Below are 25,317 nucleotides of genomic sequence, written 5' to 3'. Positions count from 1 at the left end.
ACTGTTTGTCACACCCGCGACGAACCTCAGTACTGAGTTGCAACAGGCAAGAAGTGCATCACATGATAGATTGAGGTAAGACCTTCAAGGCCCAGCTCATCAAATGCAGATATGCGCACGTAATACAACGGCAGATCCAATCCAAAGAAACTGACTTCGGTTGAGTTTGAAAACTGTTCACGTTTGATCCGCATAAACCTCGGATCACTAGCAACTTGCACTCGGTATCGCTTGGCGCCCGGGAGCGGTTTGATCAAAATGGTCCAGCCTTTCTGTGCTGCAGCACTACCCTGCTGGCCGAGCAGTTGCGGCCCAGGCAATAAATCAACTGCATTCAAATCGCCATCTGGCACGATGCGCATGCCTTGCTTGGCGTTAATCATACTCGGGACTTCGTACCGCTCTTCACGTTCTGCGGCAACGCTACCACTCAGGACCTCGGTTAAGACAGTGTCCTCACCTTCGACTTGCCGCGCTCGAAAATGAGTACCGCGCACACCCAGAACCCCAACGGGCGTGAGTATCTGGAAGTGCTCGACCTGAGGCTCACGCTTGCTCACGTAAGACTCGACCTGCCCTTGCAATAATTTGACTTGCATGACCTTTTTTTCAGACAGCAGCACGACACTGCTTTGTGCAGGCAGGACGATACGCGAGTCATCGCCAAGTAGCAGTGCGACATAGGCATTGCTACCGGTACGAATACCTTGCTCTCTCTTGACTTCCATACCTTCAACCAGCGGTGTTTCAGTACCACGCTTATCGATCAGCCAAGCCTCACCCTCAAGCGCCTCGACCTTGGCAGGTAAAGGTTCCGGGATATCTTCAAATGCAATATTTTCATTACTATCGGGGAGCGGCTTTTCAGCATAAAGAGCCGTGCTGCCAAGTATGGCAGTCAAGCCCAGCATCAAGGCCAACGTAATATTGCGTTGCACGCTCTTCATGAACTAACCAGCGCATGCATTGAAAATCCACGAATTATTGAATAACTCAACTAATCACTCCCTGTGCATCAGAACTCGTCACCACGAATTACATATCAAGAGCGTAGCTGGCCCAGTGCGACCAAATACACTCATATCCTCGTTCATTCTATGCCTGAGCATAAACGCTAAGCTGGTACTGCGCGGGAACAGTTGCTAAAGCCCATAAACAAAAACAAGGATAACCATGCATGGCTATCCTTGTTGCGCAAAAACCTGAAAATTGGAAGTCCAATTTTAAACCAATCGTACGATAAATGATTACAGTTGAGACTGCTCTTATAAGGCCATGAGCACTTCAATCAGAAAGGCCTTAGCTAGAGAGTAGTCTGCTGGAGAAGGTTCAGCATATTCATTGGCAACAAAGCCACAGCTCTCAAGAACGAGTCAAATACGTCGCACCTGTACTGGCTAAAACTGTATTAGCACTCATGCCTGCTTTCTTAGGTGCATGCCCAATAATCACGCGAACAAAAGCGTTCGCCTGAAAAATAATGATAGATGTTCAATCCGATCAAAATACTCAATAAGGGGAGCACATCCTTGTGCCATTTACCAAGCGTGACTGTGATGTCCGATTCGATCGGGCACCAACTCTTGCCGGCCAAAATGCAGCCGTCACACGCTCTACATCATCCCTGAGGCATCCTTGCCCTGTAGCGTCCAAGCTACAGCTCACGACTAACCGAACATGCCCGGCAGCCAGTGAGAATCCTGCCTCTGACTGGTTCCATCCAGCCACAACACTCTCCTGAGGGAGCCTGCACACGAGTCGCAGAGCTTCCTGATACCGATGATAACCACGCATCTAAATCACAATCAGCCAACATGATCCGTTATTAGCTAATTGCAAAAGCCGTTACTTAACCAACCCTTTCGAGCGATAGTTAATCAGGCCCGATTCACGGTTATCATCCGCAGCTTCCATGCTGCGCACTTCAATCTATTGCACAATCCTTGAGCAATAGGCTGAACACTTTTATTGCCTGATTTCTCAGAGCAATTAATGGCAAATACTCAGCGTGGACTCCTTCACGCTGAGACATCTAAACAACTGCATAAGCACATTTGATCTTGGCGTTCACTGTTCACTCCCTCTGCCACTCGTCTGCTTCAGTGGATGAGCAGTCAATATTTTTTAGGGTTATGGCAAAGCTGACCACTACTATGTATTCCTTGCTACCTTGCCTTGAACAATCAAAAATGCTTGTATGCGATTTTTAAGTGGCGTAAATCTAACAAGTCACAATGCTGTTTTTAGAGAAATCTCACATTTGTTCAGATTCCGAAGCAACTGATGCATGAGAGAAATAGCCTTACTCATTTCAACCCACTCATTAAGTGGAAACGGATAACTCCAAGCTATGCGTGTAGCCATACTGGATGACGAACAAGCTGAGCTCGACCGGATAACTCACACCCTGCAAAGCATTGCAAAGCGCAGTGAGGTGCCTTGGAGCCTGCACGGTTTCAATCGCGGCGAGGAATTACTCAAACAGTTGAGACGCGAAACATTCGACCTGCTGATTCTCGACTGGCAACTGCCTGACGTGAGTGGACTGGCGATCTTGCGCTGGAGCAGAAAACATCTTGAACAGCAGCCTCCGGTCATAATGCTGACCAGCCGGAATCGAGAACAAGATGTTGTACTGGCGCTGAATGAAGGCGCTGATGATTACATCAACAAACCCTTCCGCAGCCAGGAGCTACAAGCCCGAGTGCTTGCAGTCTTGCGCCGCCAAGGCAACATCGCTCAAATCAAAAGCCCTTCGCTCAAGGTCTACGACCTGCTGTTTGATGACACCGAACAGCAAGTTAAGCGCAATGACACGCAAGTCAACCTGACCGAGCGTGAATACAGCTTGGCAAAGTGCTTGATCAGCAACATAGACCGCCCGCTCTCACGCGAATACCTCTATGAGCGTTTCTGGCCCCGTGAGGAAGTCCATTCATCACGCCCGCTAGACACACACATTTACCGCTTGCGCAGCAAACTCGGGCTCACCCCTGAAAACGGTTGGCGCCTTGCAACCATCTATGGTTATGGCTATCGCTTGGAGCGAATTGCCAGCGAGTGACTCAGCGCCAAACTAAAGTTCTGCAGCTAATACTGGCAGCCTGCCCAGCATCTTGTTAAAGTCGCGGCCCGCTTGACTCTGCAACAGAGTACTTGCACAGATTTTAGGCGGTTACGACCTACCAAAAATAAGTCGCGACCGCCCCCTAAAGCCGGCCACAAGCCGGCTTTTTAATGCCTTTCAAAAGCGCCTGATCCATTTACAGACACACAGATCTTGCTCGTTCAATGGCGACCAACTGGATTAATGCTGACTGAAGCTGGGCTGCTGCAGGTTTAACTGGCGTATGACACTGTCGAGGTGCGCCCGTGCGCTGTGCGCCTCGCCGATACGCATTTGCGCGGCTGTCTTTGCAGCAATTTCGGGCGTCACCGGCTGTAGAGGCACGCCCGTGCTCATGGCACGAATCTGTACCTCGGCTGCGCGTTCTAGATAGTAAAGGTCGTCCCACGCCAGAGACAGGTCAGCGCCCGTGACCATAACGCCGTGGTTCTTCATGAACAGCACCTGCGCATTGCCCATCGCAGCAGCAATGCGCTGCCCTTCACGCGCATCCAGCGCCAAGCCATTGAACCCATCATCCACCGCGACCCGACCATAGAACTTGAGCGCTGTTTGTCCCGCCCAGCGCAAGGGATCACCCTCAAGCATGGCCAATGCAGTGGCGTTGGGCATATGCGTATGCAATACCGCCACCGCCTTTGGTTGCAAGCGATGGACTTGCGCGTGGATAAAGAAAGCAGTGGTTTCCGGTACACCGCTGCCGCACACCACTTGGCCGTTGAAGTCACAAATCAACAAGCTCGAAGGCGTGACTTCAGTGAAGGCCAGGCCAAAGGGATTGACCATAAACAAATCGTCATGGCCCGGCACCAGCACCGAAAAGTGATTGCAAATACCTTCAGCCAGTCCCAAATGTGCAGCCATGCGCAAACAGGCGGCGAGATCGACACGCACCGCACGAATTTGCGGGGTATCGAAGTCACTGGGTTGCCAGACGTGGGCAGTGGTTATATTCGATTGCTGGGTCATTGTTTTGCTCCTTGGTCATAGCTCCAGCCGAGGCTCGCGAAGAGCTGGCGCAGTTCATCAAGCGTTGCCAGCACCGCATCCGGTTGGTAGTCGGCTGGCGCCACGCGTCCGGTGCCGCGGTCAATCCAAATACAATGAAAGCCCATGTCTCGCGCGGCCACCAGATCAAGGTGTGGGCTGGCGCAGATATGCAGCACCTGCGAGCGCTCCACACCAAGGCTGGCATGGGCGAAGTCGAACAAACGCGGATCAGGCTTATAGGCCTGGGCTTGTTGCGCCGTGATTACCCGGTCAATATGGCCTGCCAACTGTGCCACGTTGCCAGCAATGATGTCGTCGTCAGTATTGGACACGATACACAGCTTGAAGCCCTGCCGTTTCAGCCAGCCCAATGTTTCGACCACTTCAGGAAACGGCGGCATGCGCCCGATACGGGCAACAAAGGCTTCACCATCCTCCGGCTCATAACTGACGCCCAAGTCAGTCAATGTGCGACGCAGCGCTTGTTCTGAAACCTGGCGGAAACTCAGGTAGGCCGACTGCTGCTCAAGGCCGTGTTCATAGTTATCGTAGACACGAATGAAGTCTGCTTCACGGTGAGCAATCCCCTTGTGCCTGAGCAATTGGCGAACGTATTCAAGCAAACCTTCATCCCACTGGATCAGCGTGCCATAGCAATCAAAAGTGAGCCATTGCGGTTTTGCGAAATCTTGAAGTGACATGACAAGCAACCTCTAAGGAACCTCTGAAAAACTACTGCGCTCGATATTACTGCGTTAAAAAACTGCTCAAAATGCTCATTTCCAACACGTAAACTCCGCTTTTTCGCAATTTTTTGCCTTGTCCTATCGTCGCTCGCTACCTTTTTCAGAGGTTCCCTTAAGCAAGTAGGAAGAAGCCAATCGTCGCGCCGACAGACTAAATTTGAAAATTAAATTATTATCAAAAAATAATTCACTAATCGAATTTACAACCATGCTTGATCTTGAGCTCCTGAAAACCTTCGTGACTGTTGTCGATTCCGGTGGTTTCACCCGCGCAGGTGACCGCGTAAACCGCACGCAATCAACCATCAGCCAGCAAATCAAAAAACTCGAAGAGCAGCTCGGCCGCCCGCTGCTGATCAGACACCGGGCCAGCAAGTCAATCCAGCTAACCGAGGATGGCGAACGCCTGCTCAGCTACGCACGGCGCTTGGTCAGCCTGGCCATGGAAGCCAGCGACATGCTCAGTTCTCAAGATATGCGCGGTGTGGTCAGCCTTGGCGTGCCCGAGGATTTTCCCCTAGATCGGCTGATCGAACTGCTGACAGGTTTTAACCAGCGCTTCCCGGACATCCGCCTGGACACACGCAACGGACTTAGCTGCGAGCTCAATGAACAACTGCAGCGCCGCGAACTGGATCTGGCACTGATCAAGCGCAATATTGACCAGTCAGCGGCTATCGCGACTTGGTCGGAGCAGTTGGAGTGGGTTGCAGGAGCGCAGTGGCAATTGCAACAACAGAGCATTGCCTTGGTGGTTTATGAGCAAGGTTGCCTGTATCGCGAGCGTGCCATCGCTGCTCTTGAAGCCGCTGGCCAGCGCTGGCATATCGCATTCTGCTCGCAAAGCCTGGCGAGCATTCAGGCAGCAATCAGCGCAAACATCGGCCTGAGTCTGTTGCCGCACAGCGCGGTAAGGCCCGAGCACCGCCTAGTCACAGATCAACTTGGCCTTGGCGCACCGCCACCGACGGAGTTGGCGCTGATAGCTTCATCCAGAATTCTCAGCAATATCCAGCAGTGTCTCGCCGATTATCTGGTTGAACGTATGGATGACAATATTTGAGCCTTGGCTTTCAACCGACCCTAGATTTTTGCAAGCGCGACGATCGGCCTCAATGCTCCAGCAGTCGGTAACCCACGCCGGCCTCGGTGATGATAAAGCGCGGGGCGGCGGGGTCATCCCCGAGCTTTTGCCGCAGATGACCAATGACCACCCGCAAGTAATGGCTGTCATCGGCATGGCTTGCGCCCCATACATCTTTAAGCAGATGCTGCTGGGTCACGACACGCCCAAGATATCGGGCAAGAACAGCTAGCACGGCGTATTCCTTGCGGGTCAGCGCGATCTCCGATCCATCAAGCGTCACCCGGCGATAAGCAAAGTCGACACTCAATGCACCGCTGTTTATCACAGCCGCGGCCTGTTCGCCGCTACCCGCCTGGCGTAGCAACACACGCACCCGCGCCAAAAACTCCTGAATGCCAAACGGCTTGGTCATATAGTCGTTGGCGCCTGCATCCAGCGCTGTCACTTTATCGCCCTCACCGGCGCGCACCGACAGCACCAGCACCGGAACCTGTGACCATTCCCGTAACTCGCGCAGCACCTGTTGACCGTCCATATCGGGCAGGCCGAGATCGAGCACAACCATATCCGGTTTGCCCAGCGCAGCCTGAGCCAGACCGTCGCCGCCATCAGCACTTTCGATCACCTTGTAGCCTTTTGCTACAAGGCTGATGCGCAAGAACTTGCGGATCTGCGCTTCATCATCGATGACTAAAACAGTCGGCTGATTACTGCTCATACAGACTCATCTTCCATAATCGGTTGCGGCGACAGCGGTATGTGCAGCGTCAGGGTTGCGCCACGTCCATCAAGCCCTTCACTTACGCTCACTCGCCCGCCGTGAGCCCCCAGCATACCTTGGCAAATTGCCAAACCTAAGCCTGTGCCTTGGCCGCCGCGATCGCCACGGGCAGCGGTGTAGAACATGTCGAAAATTTTATCGCGCTCATGTTCAGGAATACCCGGCCCTTGATCACTGACGGCTATGCGTAACTCCTGGCCATACGCTTGCACCACAAGACGCAAGCGGCCGTTAACTGGCGAAAAGCGCGCAGCATTTTCCAGCGCATTGATCAACGCCTGTTCGATCAGCGCGGCATGCACATAAAGCAGCGGCAGGTCATCGTTCATCGACAGTTCGACCTTTAGCGGAGCGAGCACCAGACGCAAGCGCTGCAAGGCGCTGGAGACGATATCGCATGGCGCCACCCAGTCGCGAGCCAGTTTAAGCGCACCATGGCCGAGGCGGGTCATATCGAGCAGGTTCTGGATGTAGCGATCAAGGCGCTCGGCCTCATCACGGGTGCCTTCCAGTAGTTCATACCGGTCCGCAGCGGGAATTTGTTCACCCAGAGTCAGCAAGCTGTCAATTGAGCCACGCATTGCGGTCAGTGGCGTACGCAAATCGTGAGACACCGAGGCCAGCAAGGCACTGCGTAACTCTTCAGTCTGGCCATGCAGGCGCGCCGCCTCCAAATCTTGCGCAAGCTGTGCACGGCTCAATGCCTGTGCCAAAGGCTGGCCGAGCGCGGCAATCAAGCGGCGCTGAGCACTGGCCAGGGGTGCGCCATTTTTGGGACTGATTCCGAGCAAGGCCAAAGGGCCGTCTTCACCTTCCAGCGGCCACCACCACCAACGCCCGCCCGGCAAAGTATCGGTGCCCAGCCCGGCTGGCTGGCTGTGCTGCCAAGCCCAATCGGCGGCGGCTCGCTCTTGATCTGTGAGCAGGCGCTGGCTACCGGCCTCGACCTTCCACACATCATCTTTACCCCGCTCCAGCAGGCTTACATCCAACTCTTGCCACAGTGAAAACTGCTGCACGGCAGCGCTGAGCACCGCCTGACGATCAGTAGCAGCCGTCAGTTTGCTGGATAACTCAAGCAGTGCCGTGGTCTGCGCCTGGGTATCGCGCAGGGCCACCACTTGCTGGCGCTGACGACTGGCAAGGTTGCCAGTCAATGCAGCCATCAGCAGGAAAAACAGTAAGGTCAAGACGTCTTCTTGCCGGTCGATACTCAAGGTCAGCGTCGGCGGGATAAATAAAAAGTTATACGCCAGGAACGAACAACCGGCACAGGCTAGCGCAGGTCCCAAACTACTGCGCACAGCCACCACCAATACGGCCGCCAGGAACAGCAGCGAGATATTTGGCAGTTCGAGCACCTGTGATACCCCCAACGCCACAAGTGCTGCCAGAACGGCGGCAACCACTGCTTGCAGATAGTTTTGCCAGACCAGCGGCAGGCTGACCCTGCGCAACCGCACGGACCTTTCCGGCGCGCAATCCAATGCAGAAATTTCCAGTCCCTGGCCTTTGAGCATCAAGCGCTCGGCAAGCCCGCGCCCAAACCAGCGGCGCCAAAACCCTGCACGGCTGCGACCGACCAGAATCAGGCTGGCGCGGCGCTCGCGAGCATGTTCAAGCAGGGTTTTCGCACATTCGCCGCCACGCAAACCGACAACTTCCCCACCCAAACGCTCGGCCAACTGCTGCGCAGCCTGCAACAAGGCCAAACGCTGCTCATTACGAGGCTTGCCGGTATCGACATGCACCACCGACCAAGGCAAATGTCGCCGTTCGGCGACCCTGCAGGCATGGCGTACCAGGCGTTCAGCTTGAGCATCACCGTCAATCGCCACCAATAACCGCCCGCGTAACGCCGGTGCATCAAGGCCTTGCAGCCGGTAACGCCGAGTCAACTCGGCATCAACCCGTGCCGCTGCTGTTTGCATCGCCAATTCGCGCAAGGCGGTCAGGTTGGTCTGGCTGAAAAAAGCATCAATGGCGGCGCGTGCTTGCTCTGGCACATAGACCTTACCCTCGCGCAAGCGCTCAAGCAGCTCGCGAGTGGGCAGATCGATCAGCAGAATTTCATCGGCTTCCTGTAGCACCCAATCCGGCAAGGTTTCACGCACCTGGATACCGGTAATATCGCGCACGCGATCATTGAGCGATTCCAGGTGCTGCACATTGACCGTGGTGTATACATCAATGCCCGCATCGAGCAATTCCTGAACGTCCTGCCAGCGTTTGCTGTGGCGACTACCGGGGGCATTGCTATGGGCCAACTCATCAACCAATACCAGTTTGGGCGGCTGCGCGAGAATGGCGTCCAGATCCATCTCGCGCATCATGACTCCACGATATTCCAACTTGCGCTGGGCTTGTTGCGGCAAGCCAACCAGCATCGCCTCGGTTTCAGCACGACCATGAGTTTCGGCAACCGCCACACGCACATCAGTGCCCATACGCTGCTGGGCCTGCGCAGCCTGGAGCATGGCATAGGTCTTACCGACGCCCGGTGCGGCGCCTAAAAACACCTTGAGCCGACCGCGCGTGCCTTTGGGTAAGTCAGCCAGCAGGGCGTCAGCTTGGGTTGCATCACTCATACAGTTACTCAGCGCGAGACAGTCCCTGATTTTCTGCCAGCGCCATGTTCAGCGCCAGTACATTAACCACTTCCGGGCCAATTAAAGGCGCTTCAAGCTGCGCATCAATCAGACGATCAAGACTGGCTCGGGGCATGTTGCGTGCAGCGGCAATGCGCGCCACCTGATAACGCGCGGCTGCGGGGGACAAGTGCGGGTCAAGGCCACTGCCTGAAGTTGTCACCAACTGCATGGGAACAGCGCCCTGCCCGGCGACCTGCAAGCGCTTGGCGGCTTCAGCCACACGTGTGGCCAATGCCGGATTACTCGGAGCAAGGTTGCTCGCAGCGCTGGCCACAGTGGCGTAATCCCCCGCCGAGGGCCTTGGTTGAAACCACTGCGCCCCGGCAAAGCCCTGCGCCAGTAAGTGACTGCCGCGCACCTCGCCCTGCGCATCCCGCACCAGGCTGCCATTGGCTTGCACCGGGAATGCGAGCTGAGCGATAGCGGTTACGGTCAAGGGGTAAACCGCGCCGGTGAGCAGCGTCATAAAAGCCAGAACGCTCAATGCTGGACGGATTTGCTTAAACATAATCGACTCTCCGAATACGATGCGGCGCCGGCAAAGGCGCCAGGAAGATCAAACCAGGCCAACAGCCACCAGCAGCATGTCGATCAACTTGATGCCCACAAAAGGCGCCAGCAAGCCGCCCACGCCATAAATCAGCAGATTGCGCCGCAGCAGGCTTGCAGCATCTGTTGCCTGCACTCGAACGCCACGCAGGGCCAGCGGAATCAGGGCCACGATAATCAGTGCGTTAAACACGATCGCCGAGAGAATCGCGCTCTGCGGACTGTGCAGTTGCATCAGGTTAAGTGCGCCGAGCTGTGGATAAACGCCGATAAACAGCGCAGGCAAAATGGCGAAGTATTTGGCGACATCATTGGCTACCGAGAAGGTGGTCAGCGCCCCGCGGGTGACCAGCAACTCTTTACCGACTTGCACCACGTCAAGCAGCTTGGTCGGATCGGAGTCCAGATCAACCAGGTTGGCGGCCTCACGCGCGGCTTGTGTGCCGTCATTCATTGCCAAACCAACGTCCGCCTGAGCCAGCGCCGGGGCATCATTGGCGCCGTCACCGCACATCGCAACCATCTTGCCTTCGGCCTGTTCGCTGCGAATGCGTTGCAGTTTTTTCTCAGGCGTGGCTTCGGCGATGACATCATCAACACCCGCCTCGGCGGCGATGGCAGCGGCGGTCAAGGGGTTATCGCCAGTGACCATCACGGTACGAATGCCCATGGCGCGCAACTCGGCGAAGCGTTCGCGGATGCCGGGCTTGACCACATCTTTAAGGTGGATCGCACCGAGCAAACGCGCATCACCGGCCACCAATAGCGGCGTGCCACCGCTTTGCGCAATTTTGTCGACGGTACGCGCCAACGCAGCAGGCATATCCGCACGGCTCATATTGAGGTAGTCGAGCACAGCATCCACCGCACCTTTACGATAACGCTGACTGCCGTGATCGGCGCCTGACAAGCGTGTTTCAGCGCTGAAGGCGATGACCTTCACTGCCGAGCGCTCCGGCGCCTGCACCGGGCCAAGGTTGTGAATGTATTCGACTATGGATTTACCTTCGGCGGTGTCATCGCCCAGTGACGACAGCAACGCCGCCTCGGTTAGATCCTGCTCGGCAATACCGGGCGCTGCGATCAAGGCGCTGCAACGACGATTACCAAAGGTGATGGTGCCGGTCTTGTCGAGCAGCAGCACATGCACATCGCCAGCGGCCTCGACTGCCCGCCCCGACTTGGCGATGACATTGAGCCTGACCAAACGATCCATACCGGCAATACCAATGGCCGAAAGCAAGCCGCCGATAGTAGTTGGAATCAGCGTTACCAACAGCGCCACCAAATACACCAGCGGCAAGTCACCTCCCGCATAGCGGGCGAATGGCTGCAATGTAGCGACCACCACCAGAAACACCAGGCTCAGGCCGATCAACAGCATATCCAGCGCTATTTCGTTCGGCGTTTTCTGGCGGCGCGCACCCTCGACCAGAGCGATCATCCGGTCAAGCGTCGACTCGCCGGGGTTAGCGGTAATCTTCACCAACAACCAGTCCGACACCAGATTGGTATTGCCGGTGACAGCTGAGCGGTCGCCGCCTGACTCACGAATAACCGGGGCTGATTCACCGGTAATAGCCGCCTCATTGACCGCAGCGATGCCTTCAATAACTTCGCCGTCACCGGGAATCTGCTCACCGGCCTCAACCCGGACGATATCGCCACGCCGCAATTCACTCGCAGCGACTGACTCATAAACGCCCGGCTGAGTTTGTCTGCGCGCCTTGAGCCCTTGGCTTCCGGCCTTGAGACTGTCGGCCCGGGCCTTACCGCGCCCTTCGGCCAGCGCTTCAGCGAAATTTGCGAACAAAACGGTGAACCACAACCAGAGTGCGATCTGCACCGCCAGCCCGGTACTCACCGCCGGGTTGGGCATAAAACACAGCACCGTGGTGACAATCGCGGTCAGCTCAACCACCAGCATCACCGGCGCGCGGTGCAACTGGCGTGGGTCAAGCTTTATAAAGGCCTTACCCAGCGCAGCCTGCCAGAGGCTAGAAGCTCCGGTTTTTATCTGGGCCGCAGTCTTTGGCTGCGGGTCTTGCGTCTGAATACGGGCATTCATCATGGCTCTCCCTTAGAAGCCCTGCAGCAGGGTCAGGTGTTCAGCGATGGGGCCAAGCGCCAGCGCTGGAAGAAAGGTCAGACCGCCGACTAACAAAATCACCATTGTCAGTAGCGTCACAAACAGCGGGCCGTGGGTGGGAAAGCTATTGCCATCTTGCGGGGCAGATTTTTTTGCAGCCAGGCTGCCTGCAATCGCAAGGATTGGCAGAATGAAACCGAAGCGTCCCAGCAACATGACCAGGGCGATCATCACATCGTGGTACGGGGTGTTGGCGCCAAAGCCCGCAAATGCAGAGCCATTGTTGGCGGTGCCTGATGTGTAGGCATACAGGACCTGGCTAAAGCCATGTGCACCGGGGTTGCTAATCGACATCGCCGGGCCCGGCAAGCTCACACCCAAGGCACCAAAGACCAACACACCAACCGGCATGACCAGAAGCGTCATGACTAACAGGCGCACTTCACGCGCCTCAAGCTTTTTGCCCAGGTATTCGGGTGTGCGACCTATCATCAATCCGGCAAGAAATACCGTAATCAGGACAAACAACAACATGCCGTACAGGCCTGCGCCGACGCCGCCGAATATGACTTCGCCAAGCATCATGTTGAACATCGGAATCATCCCGCCGAGCGCACTGAAACTGTCGTGCATGGCGTTGACCGAGCCATTGGATGCGGCGGTAGTCGCCACCGCCCACAGAGCCGAGGCAGCGATGCCCAGCCGGCTTTCCTTGCCCTCGAACGCGCCAGACTGCTCAATGGGCAAGGCCGCTAGCGCAGGGTTAGGCTGCAGCTCGGCGTACAAGATCACCGCAAAGCCAGCCACAAACAGAATCAGCATGCTGGCCAACAACGCACGACTTTGCCGCAGATCCTTGACGTAGTGACCGAAGGTGAACAGCAGCGCCGCCGGGGTCAGAATGATCGAAGCCATCTCAAACAGATTGCTCCACGCCGTCGGATTCTCGAACGGATGTGCCGAGTTGACGCCGAAGAATCCACCGCCATTGGTGCCCAACTGCTTGATTGCGATTTGGCTGGCCGCCGGCCCCAGAGGAATGCTCTGATCAGCACCCAACAAGGTCTTGGCATGCACATAAGCCATAAAGCTTTGTGGCACGCCCTGCCAGACCAAAAACAGCGCCAGCAACAGGCAAAACGGCAGCAGCACATAGAGCACGCCACGCGTCATATCGACCCAGAAATTGCCAATGCTGTTACTTGAGCGGCGAGCAATACCGCGACAAAAGACGACCAACACCGCAAGGCCCACCGCCGGGCTAACAAAATTTTGCACGCCAAGCCCAAGCATCTGACTGAAATAGCTCAGTGATGCCTCGCCGCTGTAGGCCTGCCAGTTGGTATTGGTGACGAAGCTCACCGCCGTATTGAGCGCCAGCGGCCAATCCATACCGGCAATATGCTCTGGATTGAGCCCCAATCGGCCTTGCAACATCAGGATTGCAAACAGCCCGATCAGGCACGCCAGGGTGAACATCAATAGAGCAGTGCTGTAGCCTTTCCAGTCCTGCTCGGCTTGGCTATCAACCCCTGCAAGGCGGTAGCAAAAACGCTCTATGGGCAACAGCACCGGGCTGAGCAGGGTCTTGTGCCCTTCCATTACCCGGAAGATATAGCGCCCCAGAAAAGGGGCAGGCACCAGCACCAATACAAAGAAGGCCAGAATCAGCCAATAATCTTGGATGTGCATAAGGCCTCCTAACCACGCTCGGCGCGCATCAGCGCAAGCAGCAGATAAAAGAACAGGCCAAGGGCCAAACACAGCGACAATCCGTCGAGAACACTCATAGTCATTGCTCCGAAAACGCCCCAACGGCGCATGAGTCATTCTCGGATTTCAGGCGTAAAGGTTCGATTGGGCTAAGGCGCGGGCGGCGTAAAGAAAGTATAAAAATTCAGTCTTGGCCAAATCAGGCAGCACCTGCCGAGCAACATCCTGCTTGGCGAACAACCGACGATTGATTAGGCTGCGCCTTTTTACTGCAAAGACGCTCCAATGCCCTGGCTTGATATAGCGATTTTGATTGCCGCAGGATTCGCCGCAGGCGCAATGAATGCCCTGGCCGGGGGCGGTACGTTTTTCTCGTTCCCCGCGTTACTTGCCACAGGCCTGGCGCCCGTCACCGCCAATGCAACCAACGCCGTTGCGCTCTGGCCAGCGAGCGTTGCGGCAGCCTGGGCTGGGCGCAAGACACTGCAACCGCTCGGCAGCTACCTGGTTCCCTTGCTATTGGCAGGACTTGGCGGCGGCTTGCTTGGAGGTATCTTGCTACTGCTTGGTGGCGATGAAATTTTTCGCGGTTTAATCCCTTGGCTCCTGCTCGGCGCCACACTTTTATTTGCCGCCAGCCCACAACTAAGTCGTGCCCTGGCCGCGCGCCGTTCAGCAAATACACAACCGCCGCACACGACATGGTCATTGGCGGCGCATGCGACGGTTTCGGTGTACGGCGGCTACTTCGGTGCGGGCATGGGCATTTTACAACTCGCCGCCTTCTCGATCGAAGGCCATGCCCTGGCACGCAGCAATGCGCTTAAAAACCTGATTTCGGCGGTGATCTACAGCGTCGCAACCGGCACCTTTATCATCGCCGGGCGGGTTAGTTGGTACGAGCTGGTCATACTCCTGGGCGGCGCAACCATTGGCGGTTATGCCGGCGGAGCGCTCGGCCAGCGCCTGCCCGCCAAGTTCCTGCGCCTGCTGGTCATTGCCGTTGGCAGCAGCATGACGCTGTATTATTTCTGGGCGACTTACCTGCGCAGTTGAAAGCGGCCCATGATTTGCCCGAAAGCCTCGTCTCTGCTAGTGTCGCGAGCGATATTCGTCCGTTGATTTCCCGCCGAGAACACCCGCCATGGCCCGCAAGAAAGCCGCTGTTGATTTTGAGCAATCCCTGACAGAGCTACAAAGCTTGGTCGAACGCCTAGAAAACGGCGAAATGTCGCTCGAAGACTCACTGACTGCCTTCGAACAAGGCATCCGCCTGACTCGTGACTGCCAAGCCGCACTGACGCAGGCCGAGCAAAAGGTCAGCCTGTTGCTGGAACGCAATGGCGAGTTGGAGGAAGCGCCTTTCGACGCGGATAAACAAGCATGATCGAAGCCTATCAGGCTCAGTGCCAGCAGCGTGTGGACGCGGCCCTTGAACGTTTGTTTATTGCGCCACAATCAAACCTGCAACGCCTCTACCAAGCCATGCGCTACAGCGTCACTAATGGCGGAAAACGCGTACGCCCACTGCTTGCGTATGCAGCTTGCGAGGCACTCGGCGGACATGCCGAACACGCCAATGGTGCAGCCTGCGCGGTAGAACTGATTCACGCCTACTCCTTGGTCCATGACGACTTACCCGCCATGGATGACGATGACCTGCGCCGTGGCAAACCGACCACGCACAAAGCCTTCGATGAGGCCGCCGCGATTCTTGCTGGCGATGGCTTGCAAACTCTGGCCTTTGAAGTACTCAGCAGCGCCGAGTTGAATCCGCATAGTGCCGAGTTGCGACTGGCAATGATCGCCACCCTCGCCCGCGCCTCAGGCCCAGCAGGCATGGTCGGCGGGCAAGCAATAGACCTCGGTTCAGTCGGCAAGGCGCTCGGCCAAGCAGACTTGGAGAATATGCACCGACACAAGACTGGCGCCCTGATCGAGGCTAGCGTGGAGCTTGGCGCACTGGCCAGCGGCAATGCCGACCCAGCCACTCTGCAAGCCTTGCAGCGTTATGCACAGGCAATCGGCCTGGCCTTTCAGGTGCAGGATGACATCCTCGATATTGAGAGCGACACCAGCACCTTGGGCAAGACCCAAGGCAAAGACCAAGCGAATGACAAGCCAACTTACCCGGCGCTACTGGGTTTGCAGAATGCTAAACGCTATGCATTCGAGTTGCGCGACCAGGCCCTTGAAGCGCTGGAAGACCTCGGCACCCCGGCTGACCCGCTACGCGTGCTGGCCCGCTACATCGTTGAGCGGCGCAACTGATCAAACAACTATAAGTACGACGATCTGAGCGATTCAGGCGCCGTCAGTTTTACGCACAATCACTCAAACAAATACCTTGTCGATCAGCAGGCAAGGCTTTGTTTACCTGCGCCGCATAGTGCATAAGATGGTCACCAGAATAAGAATTCCGGAGCCGTCGCTATGCCCTTTTCAGCTTTGCTGATCGCTAACCGTGGTGAAATTGCCATTCGCATCGCCCGCGCCGCTGCCGATATGAATCTGCGCAGCGTTGCTATCTATGCAGAGGATGACGCAACGTCCCTGCATGTACGCACAGCGGATCACGCAGTTGCCCTCAAGGGCCGTGGGGTTGCAGCGTATCTGGACATCAGCCAACTCATTGCTATCGCGCTGGAACAAGGCTGCGACGCCATCCATCCCGGTTATGGCTTTCTTGCAGAAAACCCCGAACTTGCCCGCCAATGTGCAGCGGCAGGCATTAGCTTTATCGGCCCAAGCCCTGAAGTCCTTCAATTGTTTGGCGATAAGGCTCAAGCCCGTGCGCTGGCTGAGCGCTGTGATGTGCCGCTGGTACGTGGCGTTAATCAACCAATAGACCTGCAACAAGCGCAGGACTTTATGCACAGCCTAGGCGGCACTTCGGCAGTGATGCTCAAGGCGCTGGCCGGTGGTGGCGGACGCGGCATGCGGGCGGTATTCAAGCCTGCGGATTTGCCTGAGGCATTCAAGCGCTGCCAGAGCGAAGCTCAAAGCGCCTTTGGCAACGGCGCGCTGTACATCGAGCAGTTGGTGAGTAACGCCCGGCACATCGAAATCCAATTGCTCGGGGATGGCAGCGGCGCGGTCAGCCATCTGTGGGAGCGCGATTGCAGCCTGCAGCGACGCCAGCAAAAAATCATCGAGATAGCGCCAAGCCCAGACCTGCCGCCAGCCACTCGCCAACACATGATTGATGCTGCGCTAAAGCTTGCCAGCAGCGTCAACTATCAGGGCATTGGCACCTTCGAGTTCCTGCTCGATAACGACCATCCTCAACAGTTTTACTTTATGGAGGCCAACCCACGGATTCAGGTCGAACACACCATAACCGAGCAAATCACCGGGGTTGACCTGCTGCAAAGCCAAATCAAACTGGCCATGGGTTACTCGCTGGCGGACCTCAATCTGCTCCAGCCACCGCCAATTAATGGCTGCGCCGTGCAACTGCGAATCAACCTGGAAACCATCGACAGCGATGGCGTCACCCAACCGGCCACAGGCACATTAAGCGTCTATCAACCACCCAGCGGCCCTGGCTTGCGAGTGGATGGCTACGGTTATTCCGGCTACAGCGCCAGCCCCAGTTACGACTCCTTGCTTGCCAAGCTGATTGTGCATGCACCTGATTACCCTAGTGCTCTGCGTAAAGCCTATCGCGCACTGTGCGAGTTCAATATCGAAGGCGTGAGCAACTCGATTAGCTTGCTGCAAGCCTTAGTAAAGCTGCCAGAAGTTGTGCACAATCAAGTCAACACGCGTTTTGTGGAAAGCCAACTGGGCACACTGCTCAATGCGCAGACCACCCCGCATCCGCACCTGTATTTCAATCACAGCACCCGCTCATCAGACCATCCGGCTGTCGCCACGCAAGCCCCAGCCGGTTGCGAGACGCTTAGTGCGCCGAGCAGCGGAGTGATTATCAGCCTCGAAGTCAGCGCAGGCGCGAGCATTGCAAAGGGCCAAACCATCGCCGTGCTGGAGGCCATGAAGATGGAGCTTGAGGTTAAGGCCGAGCACAGTGGCATTGTGCATAGCTTCGCGGTAGAAGCCGGCAGCATCGTCAACCAAGGCGCAGCACTGTTGTATGTCGAACCTGCGGACGTTGCCAGTGAGCAATTGCTCAACGAAGAACTTATTGATCTGGACAGTATCCGCGCCGACCTCAGCGAGGTACTTGAGCGCCATGCGATCACCCGCGATGAAAGACGCCCGCAAGCAGTGGCCAAACGACGCAAGACCGAACAACGCACCACCCGCGAAAATCTTGCAGACCTGCTTGATGAAGGCAGCTTTAGCGAATACGGCGCGCTGGCGATTGCTGCACAGCGGCGCCGACGCTCGCTCGATGAACTGATTTCACAAAGCCCGGCCGACGGCTTGGTTGCAGGCACTGGCACCATCAACGCTGAGCAGTTTGGCAAGAAAGCCGCGCGTTGCATGGCCATCGCCTACGACTACACCGTATTTGCCGGCACCCAAGGCGTAATGAATCACAAAAAGACTGACCGTATGCTGCAATTGGCTGAGCAATGGCGCTTGCCCTTGGTGCTGTTTGCCGAAGGCGGTGGCGGTCGGCCCGGCGATACAGACTTCGTCGGTGTCGCCGGTCTCGACTGTCACACCTTTGTCGGCATGGCCAAGCTGTCTGGCTTGGTACCGCTGGTTGGTGTGGTGTCTGGGCGTTGCTTTGCGGGTAACGCCGCGCTACTGGGTTGCTGTGATGTGATTATCGCCACCAGCAACGCCAGCATCGGCATGGCTGGCCCGGCAATGATTGAGGGCGGCGGGCTGGGCAGCTATAGCGCGGATCAAGTCGGTCCAACCTGCGTACAAAGCCCGAACGGGGTGATTGATATATTGGTCGAAGATGAAGCCGAGGCGGTCAGAGTCGCCAAGCAATACCTTGGTTATTTCCAAGGCGCGCTAACCACTTGGCAATGTGCTGACCAACGCCTGCTGCGTCATTTGATTCCTGAAAACCGGCTGCGGGTATACGGCATCCGCCAAGTGATCGAAACCTTGGCAGATCAAGACTCGGTACTGGAGCTGCGCCGCGAATTCGCGCCGGGCATGATCACCGCCTTTATTCGTATCGAAGGACAGCCATTTGGCTTGCTTGCCAACAACCCGGCGCACCTCGGTGGCGCCATTGACGCAGCCTGTGGCGATAAGGCCGCGCGCTTTATGCAGCTGTGCAATGCGTTTGATATCCCACTGATATCGCTGTGTGACACGCCCGGATTCATGGTCGGCCCGCAAGCAGAGCAACAAGCCACTGTGCGCCATGTATCGCGCATGTTTGTTGCCGCCGCCAATCTGAACGTGCCGTTCTTCACCATCGTTCTGCGCAAAGGTTACGGCCTGGGCGCACAAGCGATGGCCGCTGGAAGCTTCCACTCACCGATGTTTACGGTCGCTTGGCCCAGCGCTGAGTTCGGCGCCATGGGCCTCGAAGGGGCCGTTCGGTTAGGTTTCGCCAAAGAGCTGGCGGCGGCTGAGTCCGATCAAGCGCGCCAGCAACTGTTCGACAAATTGGTGGCCAAGGCATATGAGAATGGCAAAGCGATCAATATGGCCAGCTTCCTTGAAATCGACGCGGTGATTGACCCCATACAAACTCGCGAATGGTTGACCCGCGGGCTAAACGCAACCCCTGCCACAGAGAATGAAAAGACTCAAAAGCGTGGCTTTATCGATACATGGTGAAGCCGAGCGCGGGCTGATCAGCAAAGAAAATGCCTGCATATGCAAGGTGAACAAGGGGTAATTGGCCACTTCTTGTTTGGGTCGGCCCGAGGCTTCGGGTAAACTGGCGCATCTTTATATTTATAACGATTCGCCTGATGCCGACGACTTTCCACGAGATTCCCCGCGAACGACCGCTGACGCCCTTGCTTGACCGTGCGAACACGCCGACCGAGCTGCGCCGTTTGGGCGAAGCCGAGCTGGAAACCCTGGCCGACGAATTGCGCCAATACCTGCTGTACACCGTTGGCCAGACCGGCGGTCACTTCGGCGCGGGCCTGGGTGTAGTCGAGCTGACAATTGCCTTGCATTACGTGTTTGATACCCCGGACGACCGCTTGGTCTGGGATGTTGGCCATCAAGCGTACCCACACAAGATTCTTACCGGTCGCCGCGAACGCATGGGCACACTGCGGCAAAAGGAAGGCATAGCTGCATTCCCGAGACGCAGTGAAAGCGAGTACGACACCTTCGGCGTAGGCCACTCAAGCACCTCCATCAGCGCTGCGCTAGGCATGGCGGTAGCCGCGAAGTTGCAGAACAGCGACCGTAAAAGTGTTGCGGTCATCGGCGATGGCGCACTGACCGCAGGCATGGCTTTCGAGGCGCTGAACCACGCCTCCGATCTTCAAGCCAACATGCTGGTGGTGCTCAACGACAATGACATGTCGATCTCGCGCAATGTGGGCGGGCTGTCGAATTATCTGGCGAAAATTCTTTCCAGCCGCACCTATGCGAGCATGCGCGAAGGCAGCAAGAAAGTCCTTTCGCGTCTTCCCGGTGCTTGGGAAATCGCCCGCAAAACTGAAGAGCATGCCAAAGGCATGCTGGTTCCGGGCACGCTGTTTGAAGAGCTGGGCTGGAACTACATCGGCCCGATTGATGGCCATGACTTGCCAACAATGCTGGCCACGCTGCGTAACATGCGCGACCTTGAAGGCCCGCAGTTCCTGCATGTGATTACCAAAAAGGGTAAAGGCTTCGCCCCGGCAGAGGCTGACCCGATTGGCTACCATGCCATTACCAAGCTTGAACCGGTCAATCAGTCTGCCACGCCAACCGCAGCCAAAAAATCATCAGGGCCCAAATACTCCAGCGTATTTGGCCAGTGGTTGTGCGACATGGCAGCGCAGGACTCACGCCTGCTTGGCATCACTCCGGCAATGAAAGAAGGCTCTGATCTGGTCGCCTTTAGCGAGCAATATCCTGATCGCTACTTCGATACTGCAATTGCCGAACAACACGCAGTCACACTCGCGGCAGGCATGGCTTGTGAGGGCAGCAAACCGGTTGTAGCGATCTACTCGACCTTCTTGCAACGCGCCTACGACCAACTGATCCACGACGTGGCCGTGCAGCATCTCGACGTATTGTTTGCCATCGACCGCGCGGGCTTGGTCGGTGAAGACGGCCCGACCCACGCAGGCAGCTTCGATATCACCTACTTGCGCTGCATCCCCGGCATGCTGGTGATGACCCCGAGTGATGAAAACGAATTACGCCGCATGCTCACCACCGGCCACCTGTTTAATGGTCCAGCCGCAGTGCGCTATCCACGCGGCACTGGCCCCGGCGCGCAGATTGAAGCGGGCCTCGAGCCGCTTGAAATCGGTAAAGGTGTTGTTCGCCGCGAAGGCACCGGCACTGCCGTGCTGGTGTTCGGCGTACAGTTGAGCGAAGCGCTGAAAGCTGCAGAAGAGTTGGATGCGACCGTGGTCGACATGCGCTTCGTAAAACCGATTGATGAGGCGTTGATCCGCCAGCTGGCCGCCAGCCATGAGTTACTGGTGACAGTCGAAGAAAACAGTATCATGGGTGGTGCTGGCAGTGCTGTCAGCGAGTTCCTGGCGCACGAGAATATACTCAAGCCGGTACTTCACCTGGGTCTGCCTGACGTATACGTCGAGCACGCCAAACCATCACAAATGCTTGCCGAGTGCGGTCTTGATGCCAGCGGCATCGAACATGCAATTCGTCAGCGCTTGGCTGTTATTAATAAATAAGTAATCCGCTACCGCAAACTCGGTAGCGGCTTTAACGTGATTGACCGAGGTCGCTGCCAGCCGCAAGGCTCAGCGTGAAAAGGGAAGCAGGTGCGTCTATGACAATGCCTGCGCTGCCCCCGCAACGGTAACCGACAGTGCTGCGCTCAGGCGCAACACAGTGTTTTTCGACAACCACTGGGCTTGCCCGGGAAGGTGAAAAACGCAGTCGGCAGCCCGGAGACCTGCCTCGTTGCAATTTTTGACAGGTGTTGCGGAGGGCATCACCGTCAAGTGCAGGCCTCTGTTTGCCAGTACTTGCTCCTGCCCTCCTCAAAAGCATTGCTCTTTTGAGGTTTTTAAATGAAGTTTTCCCGCGTTTCTCTGGCGCTCGCCCTGGCTCCATGTCTGGCCTCTGCCGCCGAATCGGCCGCGCCTTATCAAGCAAATCCACTGGTCATCACCTCTGGCCGCCAGGCCGAGCCGATCAGCAAGGCCACAGCTGCAATTACTGTATTTGAACGCCAAGACATCGAACGCCTGCAAGCCGGTGACGTTCTGGATTTACTCGCCCGAACCCCGGGCGTCAGCGTCCAGCGCAGCGGTGGCAGCGGCTCACTGAGCGGGATATTTATTCGCGGCACCTCGACTGCGCAAAGCCTGGTCCTGGTTAACGGCCAGCGCATCGCCGGCAGCTCCAGCGGCACCGCCAGTCTTGAGCAACTCAATCTTGATCAGATCGAGCGTATCGAAGTGGTCCGTGGCAGTCGCTCGGCGCTGTATGGCTCAGATGCAATTGGTGGCGTGATTCAGATATTCACCCGTAGCGGTAAAGAAGGCCTGCACCCTCGCCTTAAAGTCGGTTACGGCACTCACGGGACTTGGCAGCGCAGTCTTGGCTTGTCTGGAGGTGATGAACAAACCCGCTTCGATCTGGGCGCCTCACTGGATGAAACCGACGGATTTGAGCGCACTAACCTGATTGGCAGTGAAGACAGCGCCTTTCGCAATAAAGGCCTTAACCTGAGCCTGTCGCATAACTTCAGCGACAGCCTTGAAGCCGGGATCAACCTGCTGCGCCAAACCGGACAAAGCGAATACGACTACAGCTTGTCGCCCGCCCAAGCCGCTGACACTGATTTTGAAGAATCCACTGGCAGCGCTTACCTGCAATCGCAACTGAGCGAAAACTGGACTTCACGCCTGGAATTGGGCCATACCGAGAACCGGCAAAAATCCCATGACCCATACGGTGGCTCGGTATTTAATACCTACCGCGACCAAGCCAGCTGGCTCAATACGGTCAACTTTGCGGAGCACCAGCAATTGTTGCTCGGGCTGGATTGGTATGAAGATCGCCTGAATAGCTCGACGCCATTCAACGAAAACTCTCGCTGGAACAAAGCCGTATTCATTCAGCACCGCTACGACAACGACCAGTTCGGCACAGAGCTGGGTCTACGCAACGATGACAACGAAGCCTTTGGCAACGAGAACAGCTGGAACGCAGCCTTCACCTGGCACCTGAACAACGATAACGACTTGATCGCCTCTTATAGCGAGTCATTTCGCGCACCAACCTTTAATGACCTGTACTACCCGGACGACTGTTTCCCCGGCTTCGGCTGCACGGTCTACAGCAATCCCGACCTCCAGCCGGAGACCGCTCGTAGCTATGAGCTGCAGTGGCGCTCTCGCTTGTCGCCGACCAGCTCGCTGGAAGTATCGGCATACCGCACCCGCATTGAAGACGCCATTGTCACCAACAATGCGCTGGACGGTAACCAATCAAACAGTATCGATGCCTTCCGCCCGGAGAACATTGACCAAGCGACCATCCACGGCCTTGAAATCGCGCTCAAGCAACAACTGTTCGGCTGGCAGACCAGCCTCGGCTACAGCCTGGTCGATGCACGCAATAGCAGTGGCAGCGGCAATGATGGCAAACGCCTGAGTCGTCGTCCAGAAAACACCTTTACCCTGGATGTGGACCGCAGCTTCGGTCAGTTCAATATCGGCGCAGGCTGGCTGGTTGCAAGCCATAGCTACAACGACCTGGCGAACGACCAAGAGATACCGGGCTATGGTGTGCTGGGCCTGCGTGCAGGCTGGAAAGCGCCCAACGACCTGCGCTTTGACCTGAAGCTGGACAACTTGCTCGACCACGATTACTACCAGGCCAACGGCACTGCATTCGACAGCAATACATTCGCCCAGGTGCCCTTCCACTATGAGGAAGCCGGGCGTACCGCACTGGTTTCGATGACCTGGACACCGCAGCTGTAACGGCGTCTGCTGGACACTAAAAAGACCGCACGATGCGGTCTTTTTAGTGTCGTTCAGCGCCTTTGCTCAATGGCTAATTTCAACGCTTCCGTAAGTCTTGCGAGAGTAGCCATAAAGCACAGCGCCCAAAACGGTCCAAACGCCGACTAGCACCCACTCGACAGGCAGCAACGCCGAAGGTGAGACAGGCGTATAAAGCAGCACCAGTCCAAGCGATAACACCAGCGCCACATAGCCCACCCAAGGGCCACGCCCGGCACGGAATGGACGCTCCATATCAGGCTCATTCTTGCGCAACACAATGAACGAAAGCGCCACCATCGCATAGGCAACAACGATACCCAGACCGCCAGCATCAACCAGCCAGACCAGCGCCTGACGCCCGAACAATGGCGCGATGATCGACAACGCACCAATCAGGAGAATCGCATTGACCGGTGTTTTATAGGTGGGATGCAACTTGGCCAGGAACGCCGGGAGCATCTTGGCTTCGGCCATTGCATAGACTGCCCGCGAGCCGCCGATTAGAAACGCATTCCAACTGGTCAAGATACCGCCCAGGCCAGCAAGGACCAATAGCTTACCCGCCCAGCTACCGCCCATCACTGCTGTCGCCGCATCTGCGGTCGCCAGTTTCGAGCCAGCCAGCGCTTGGGCATCCAATGCACGACCTGTGGCGTACATGATCAAGATGTACCAGGCGACAGCCATCAAGACGGAAACGATCAGAATGATGCCGATCTTGCGAAATGGCAGGTCGATCTCTTCAGCAGCTTGCGGAATAACGTCAAAGCCGACGAACAAAAACGGCGTCATGATGATGACTGAAAACACACCACCCATTCCGCCGACAAACAGCGGCTCGGTGTTGGCGCTTGAGCCGTTAAACAGTGAACCTGTGATAAGCATGATGCCAACCGCGATAATCAGTACCGTGATCACCGCTTGAAACAGCGCGCTGGATTTCACGCCACGAATATTCAGCCATGTCATACCGATTGCACCGGCAATGCCAACCAAAGCCCAAGTGAAGTAAACCTCCCATCCCGCGACCGAATACATCAACCCGACCTTGTATCCGGGAATAAGCTCCTCAAGCACTGTGGGCAAGGCAACCGCCTCAAAGGCCACCACCGAGACATACCCGAGAATGATCGCCCAGGTGCAGAAGAACGAGGCTCCTGCACCTAACGCACGGTGAGCGTAAACGTGTTCACCGCCGTTTTGCGGCATGGCAGCAGCCAATTCGGCATAGGCCAGACCGATCATAATCACTGCAGTACCGCCAATTGCAAAAGCCAGCATAGTGCCGCCTGTGCCGGCGTTACTGATCATGGTCCCGGCGAGAACAACCCAGCCCCAGCCGACCATTGCGCCGAAAGCCAGCGCGATTACATCCGTTGTGCCCAATACACGAGCAAATTTTGAGTCGTTGGACATGGTTCCTCCTTGAGCCTAAAACCTGTAGGCAGCCTCAGGAAAACGACTGTACGGACAACCGCTCCTGCAAACTTATGCCACTAAACCGCATGCCAACCCAGTGCCGAAATACTTGTTTC

18 protein-coding genes and 1 riboswitch are annotated in these 25,317 nt (G+C 56.5%); of the genes, 8 read left to right on the top strand and 10 right to left on the bottom strand.

The window, feature by feature from the left end:
• Positions 1-26: 26 nt before the first annotated feature.
• A complete protein-coding gene (locus tag ACN0UH_RS10405) occupies positions 27-947 on the bottom strand; it encodes a FecR family protein (protein WP_417661970.1) in 921 nt (306 codons plus the stop codon).
• Positions 948-2,350: 1,403 nt separating this feature from the next.
• On the opposite strand from ACN0UH_RS10405, the gene ACN0UH_RS10400 reads away from it, so the two are divergent.
• Positions 2,351-3,064 (top strand): response regulator transcription factor, encoded by a 714-nt coding sequence (locus ACN0UH_RS10400; protein ID WP_417661969.1) that lies wholly within the window; start codon positions 2,351-2,353, stop codon positions 3,062-3,064.
• Positions 3,065-3,307: 243 nt separating this feature from the next.
• Here the strand turns inward: ACN0UH_RS10400 and ACN0UH_RS10395 are convergent, their stop codons facing one another.
• Positions 3,308-4,096, bottom strand: coding sequence for an aldolase (locus tag ACN0UH_RS10395; protein ID WP_417661968.1), 789 nt, complete (start codon positions 4,094-4,096; stop codon positions 3,308-3,310).
• Positions 4,093-4,818, bottom strand: coding sequence for a haloacid dehalogenase type II (locus ACN0UH_RS10390; RefSeq protein WP_417661967.1), 726 nt, complete (start codon positions 4,816-4,818; stop codon positions 4,093-4,095). Before ACN0UH_RS10390 ends, ACN0UH_RS10395 begins: the two co-directional genes overlap by 4 nt.
• A gap of 253 nt (positions 4,819-5,071) precedes the next feature.
• Between ACN0UH_RS10390 and ACN0UH_RS10385 the strand changes: the two genes are divergently transcribed.
• On the top strand, positions 5,072-5,926 hold the full coding sequence (locus tag ACN0UH_RS10385) for a LysR substrate-binding domain-containing protein (RefSeq protein ID WP_417661966.1): 855 nt from the start codon (positions 5,072-5,074) through the stop codon (positions 5,924-5,926).
• Between the two features lie 49 nt (positions 5,927-5,975).
• On the opposite strand, the gene ACN0UH_RS10380 is transcribed toward ACN0UH_RS10385, so the two are convergent.
• The 6 genes from ACN0UH_RS10380 to kdpF are packed head-to-tail and all read right to left on the bottom strand — an operon-like array spanning position 5,976 to position 13,810.
• The gene (locus ACN0UH_RS10380; RefSeq protein ID WP_417661965.1) at positions 5,976-6,668 is read right to left on the bottom strand and encodes a response regulator; all 693 of its coding nucleotides are present in this window, start codon (positions 6,666-6,668) and stop codon (positions 5,976-5,978) included.
• Positions 6,665-9,319 carry a DUF4118 domain-containing protein gene (locus ACN0UH_RS10375; protein WP_417661964.1) on the bottom strand — a complete coding sequence of 885 codons (2,655 nt, stop codon included), beginning with the start codon at positions 9,317-9,319 and terminating at the stop codon, positions 6,665-6,667. The genes ACN0UH_RS10380 and ACN0UH_RS10375 overlap by 4 nt, the downstream gene beginning before the upstream one ends.
• A 4-nt stretch (positions 9,320-9,323) precedes the next feature.
• The gene (kdpC, locus tag ACN0UH_RS10370) at positions 9,324-9,890 is read right to left on the bottom strand and encodes a potassium-transporting ATPase subunit KdpC (RefSeq protein WP_417661963.1); all 567 of its coding nucleotides are present in this window, start codon (positions 9,888-9,890) and stop codon (positions 9,324-9,326) included.
• 48 nt (positions 9,891-9,938) lie between these two features.
• Positions 9,939-11,999, bottom strand: a complete 2,061-nt coding sequence (gene kdpB / locus ACN0UH_RS10365; RefSeq protein WP_417661962.1) for a potassium-transporting ATPase subunit KdpB — start codon at positions 11,997-11,999, stop codon at positions 9,939-9,941.
• A gap of 12 nt (positions 12,000-12,011) precedes the next feature.
• The gene (kdpA, locus tag ACN0UH_RS10360) at positions 12,012-13,712 is read right to left on the bottom strand and encodes a potassium-transporting ATPase subunit KdpA (protein WP_417661961.1); all 1,701 of its coding nucleotides are present in this window, start codon (positions 13,710-13,712) and stop codon (positions 12,012-12,014) included.
• Positions 13,713-13,720: 8 nt separating this feature from the next.
• Positions 13,721-13,810 (bottom strand): K(+)-transporting ATPase subunit F, encoded by a 90-nt coding sequence (kdpF, locus tag ACN0UH_RS10355; RefSeq protein ID WP_138943099.1) that lies wholly within the window; start codon positions 13,808-13,810, stop codon positions 13,721-13,723.
• 208 nt (positions 13,811-14,018) lie between these two features.
• Between kdpF and ACN0UH_RS10350 the strand changes: the two genes are divergently transcribed.
• From ACN0UH_RS10350 to ACN0UH_RS10325, 6 genes are all read left to right on the top strand, one after another.
• Complete coding sequence (locus ACN0UH_RS10350) at positions 14,019-14,789, top strand: sulfite exporter TauE/SafE family protein (protein ID WP_089360564.1); 771 nt, start codon at positions 14,019-14,021, stop codon at positions 14,787-14,789.
• Positions 14,790-14,877: 88 nt separating this feature from the next.
• Positions 14,878-15,120, top strand: a complete 243-nt coding sequence (locus ACN0UH_RS10345; protein WP_087515576.1) for an exodeoxyribonuclease VII small subunit — start codon at positions 14,878-14,880, stop codon at positions 15,118-15,120.
• The gene (gene ispA, locus ACN0UH_RS10340) at positions 15,117-16,004 is read left to right on the top strand and encodes a (2E,6E)-farnesyl diphosphate synthase (protein WP_417661960.1); all 888 of its coding nucleotides are present in this window, start codon (positions 15,117-15,119) and stop codon (positions 16,002-16,004) included. Before ACN0UH_RS10345 ends, ispA begins: the two co-directional genes overlap by 4 nt.
• Before the next feature lie 162 nt (positions 16,005-16,166).
• Entirely contained in the window at positions 16,167-19,451 is a 3,285-nt protein-coding gene (locus tag ACN0UH_RS10335; protein WP_417661959.1) for a carboxyl transferase domain-containing protein, read from the top strand.
• A 137-nt stretch (positions 19,452-19,588) separates the two neighbouring features.
• A complete protein-coding gene (gene dxs / locus ACN0UH_RS10330; RefSeq protein WP_417661958.1) occupies positions 19,589-21,493 on the top strand; it encodes a 1-deoxy-D-xylulose-5-phosphate synthase in 1,905 nt (634 codons plus the stop codon).
• A 30-nt stretch (positions 21,494-21,523) separates the two neighbouring features.
• Positions 21,524-21,740: riboswitch (cobalamin riboswitch) on the top strand.
• A gap of 95 nt (positions 21,741-21,835) precedes the next feature.
• Positions 21,836-23,758, top strand: coding sequence for a TonB-dependent receptor domain-containing protein (locus ACN0UH_RS10325; RefSeq protein ID WP_417661957.1), 1,923 nt, complete (start codon positions 21,836-21,838; stop codon positions 23,756-23,758).
• Positions 23,759-23,824: 66 nt separating this feature from the next.
• On the opposite strand, the gene ACN0UH_RS10320 is transcribed toward ACN0UH_RS10325, so the two are convergent.
• Positions 23,825-25,198: an APC family permease gene (locus ACN0UH_RS10320; protein ID WP_417661956.1), complete on the bottom strand. Its 1,374-nt coding sequence runs from the start codon at positions 25,196-25,198 to the stop codon at positions 23,825-23,827.
• Positions 25,199-25,317: the final 119 nt, after the last annotated feature.

The organism is Pseudomonas sp., assembly GCF_048265905.1.
Classification (GTDB): domain Bacteria; phylum Pseudomonadota; class Gammaproteobacteria; order Pseudomonadales; family Pseudomonadaceae; genus Aquipseudomonas.
Note: the sequence above shows the minus strand (reverse complement) of the source record. Positions and strands in the feature narration are given on the sequence as shown.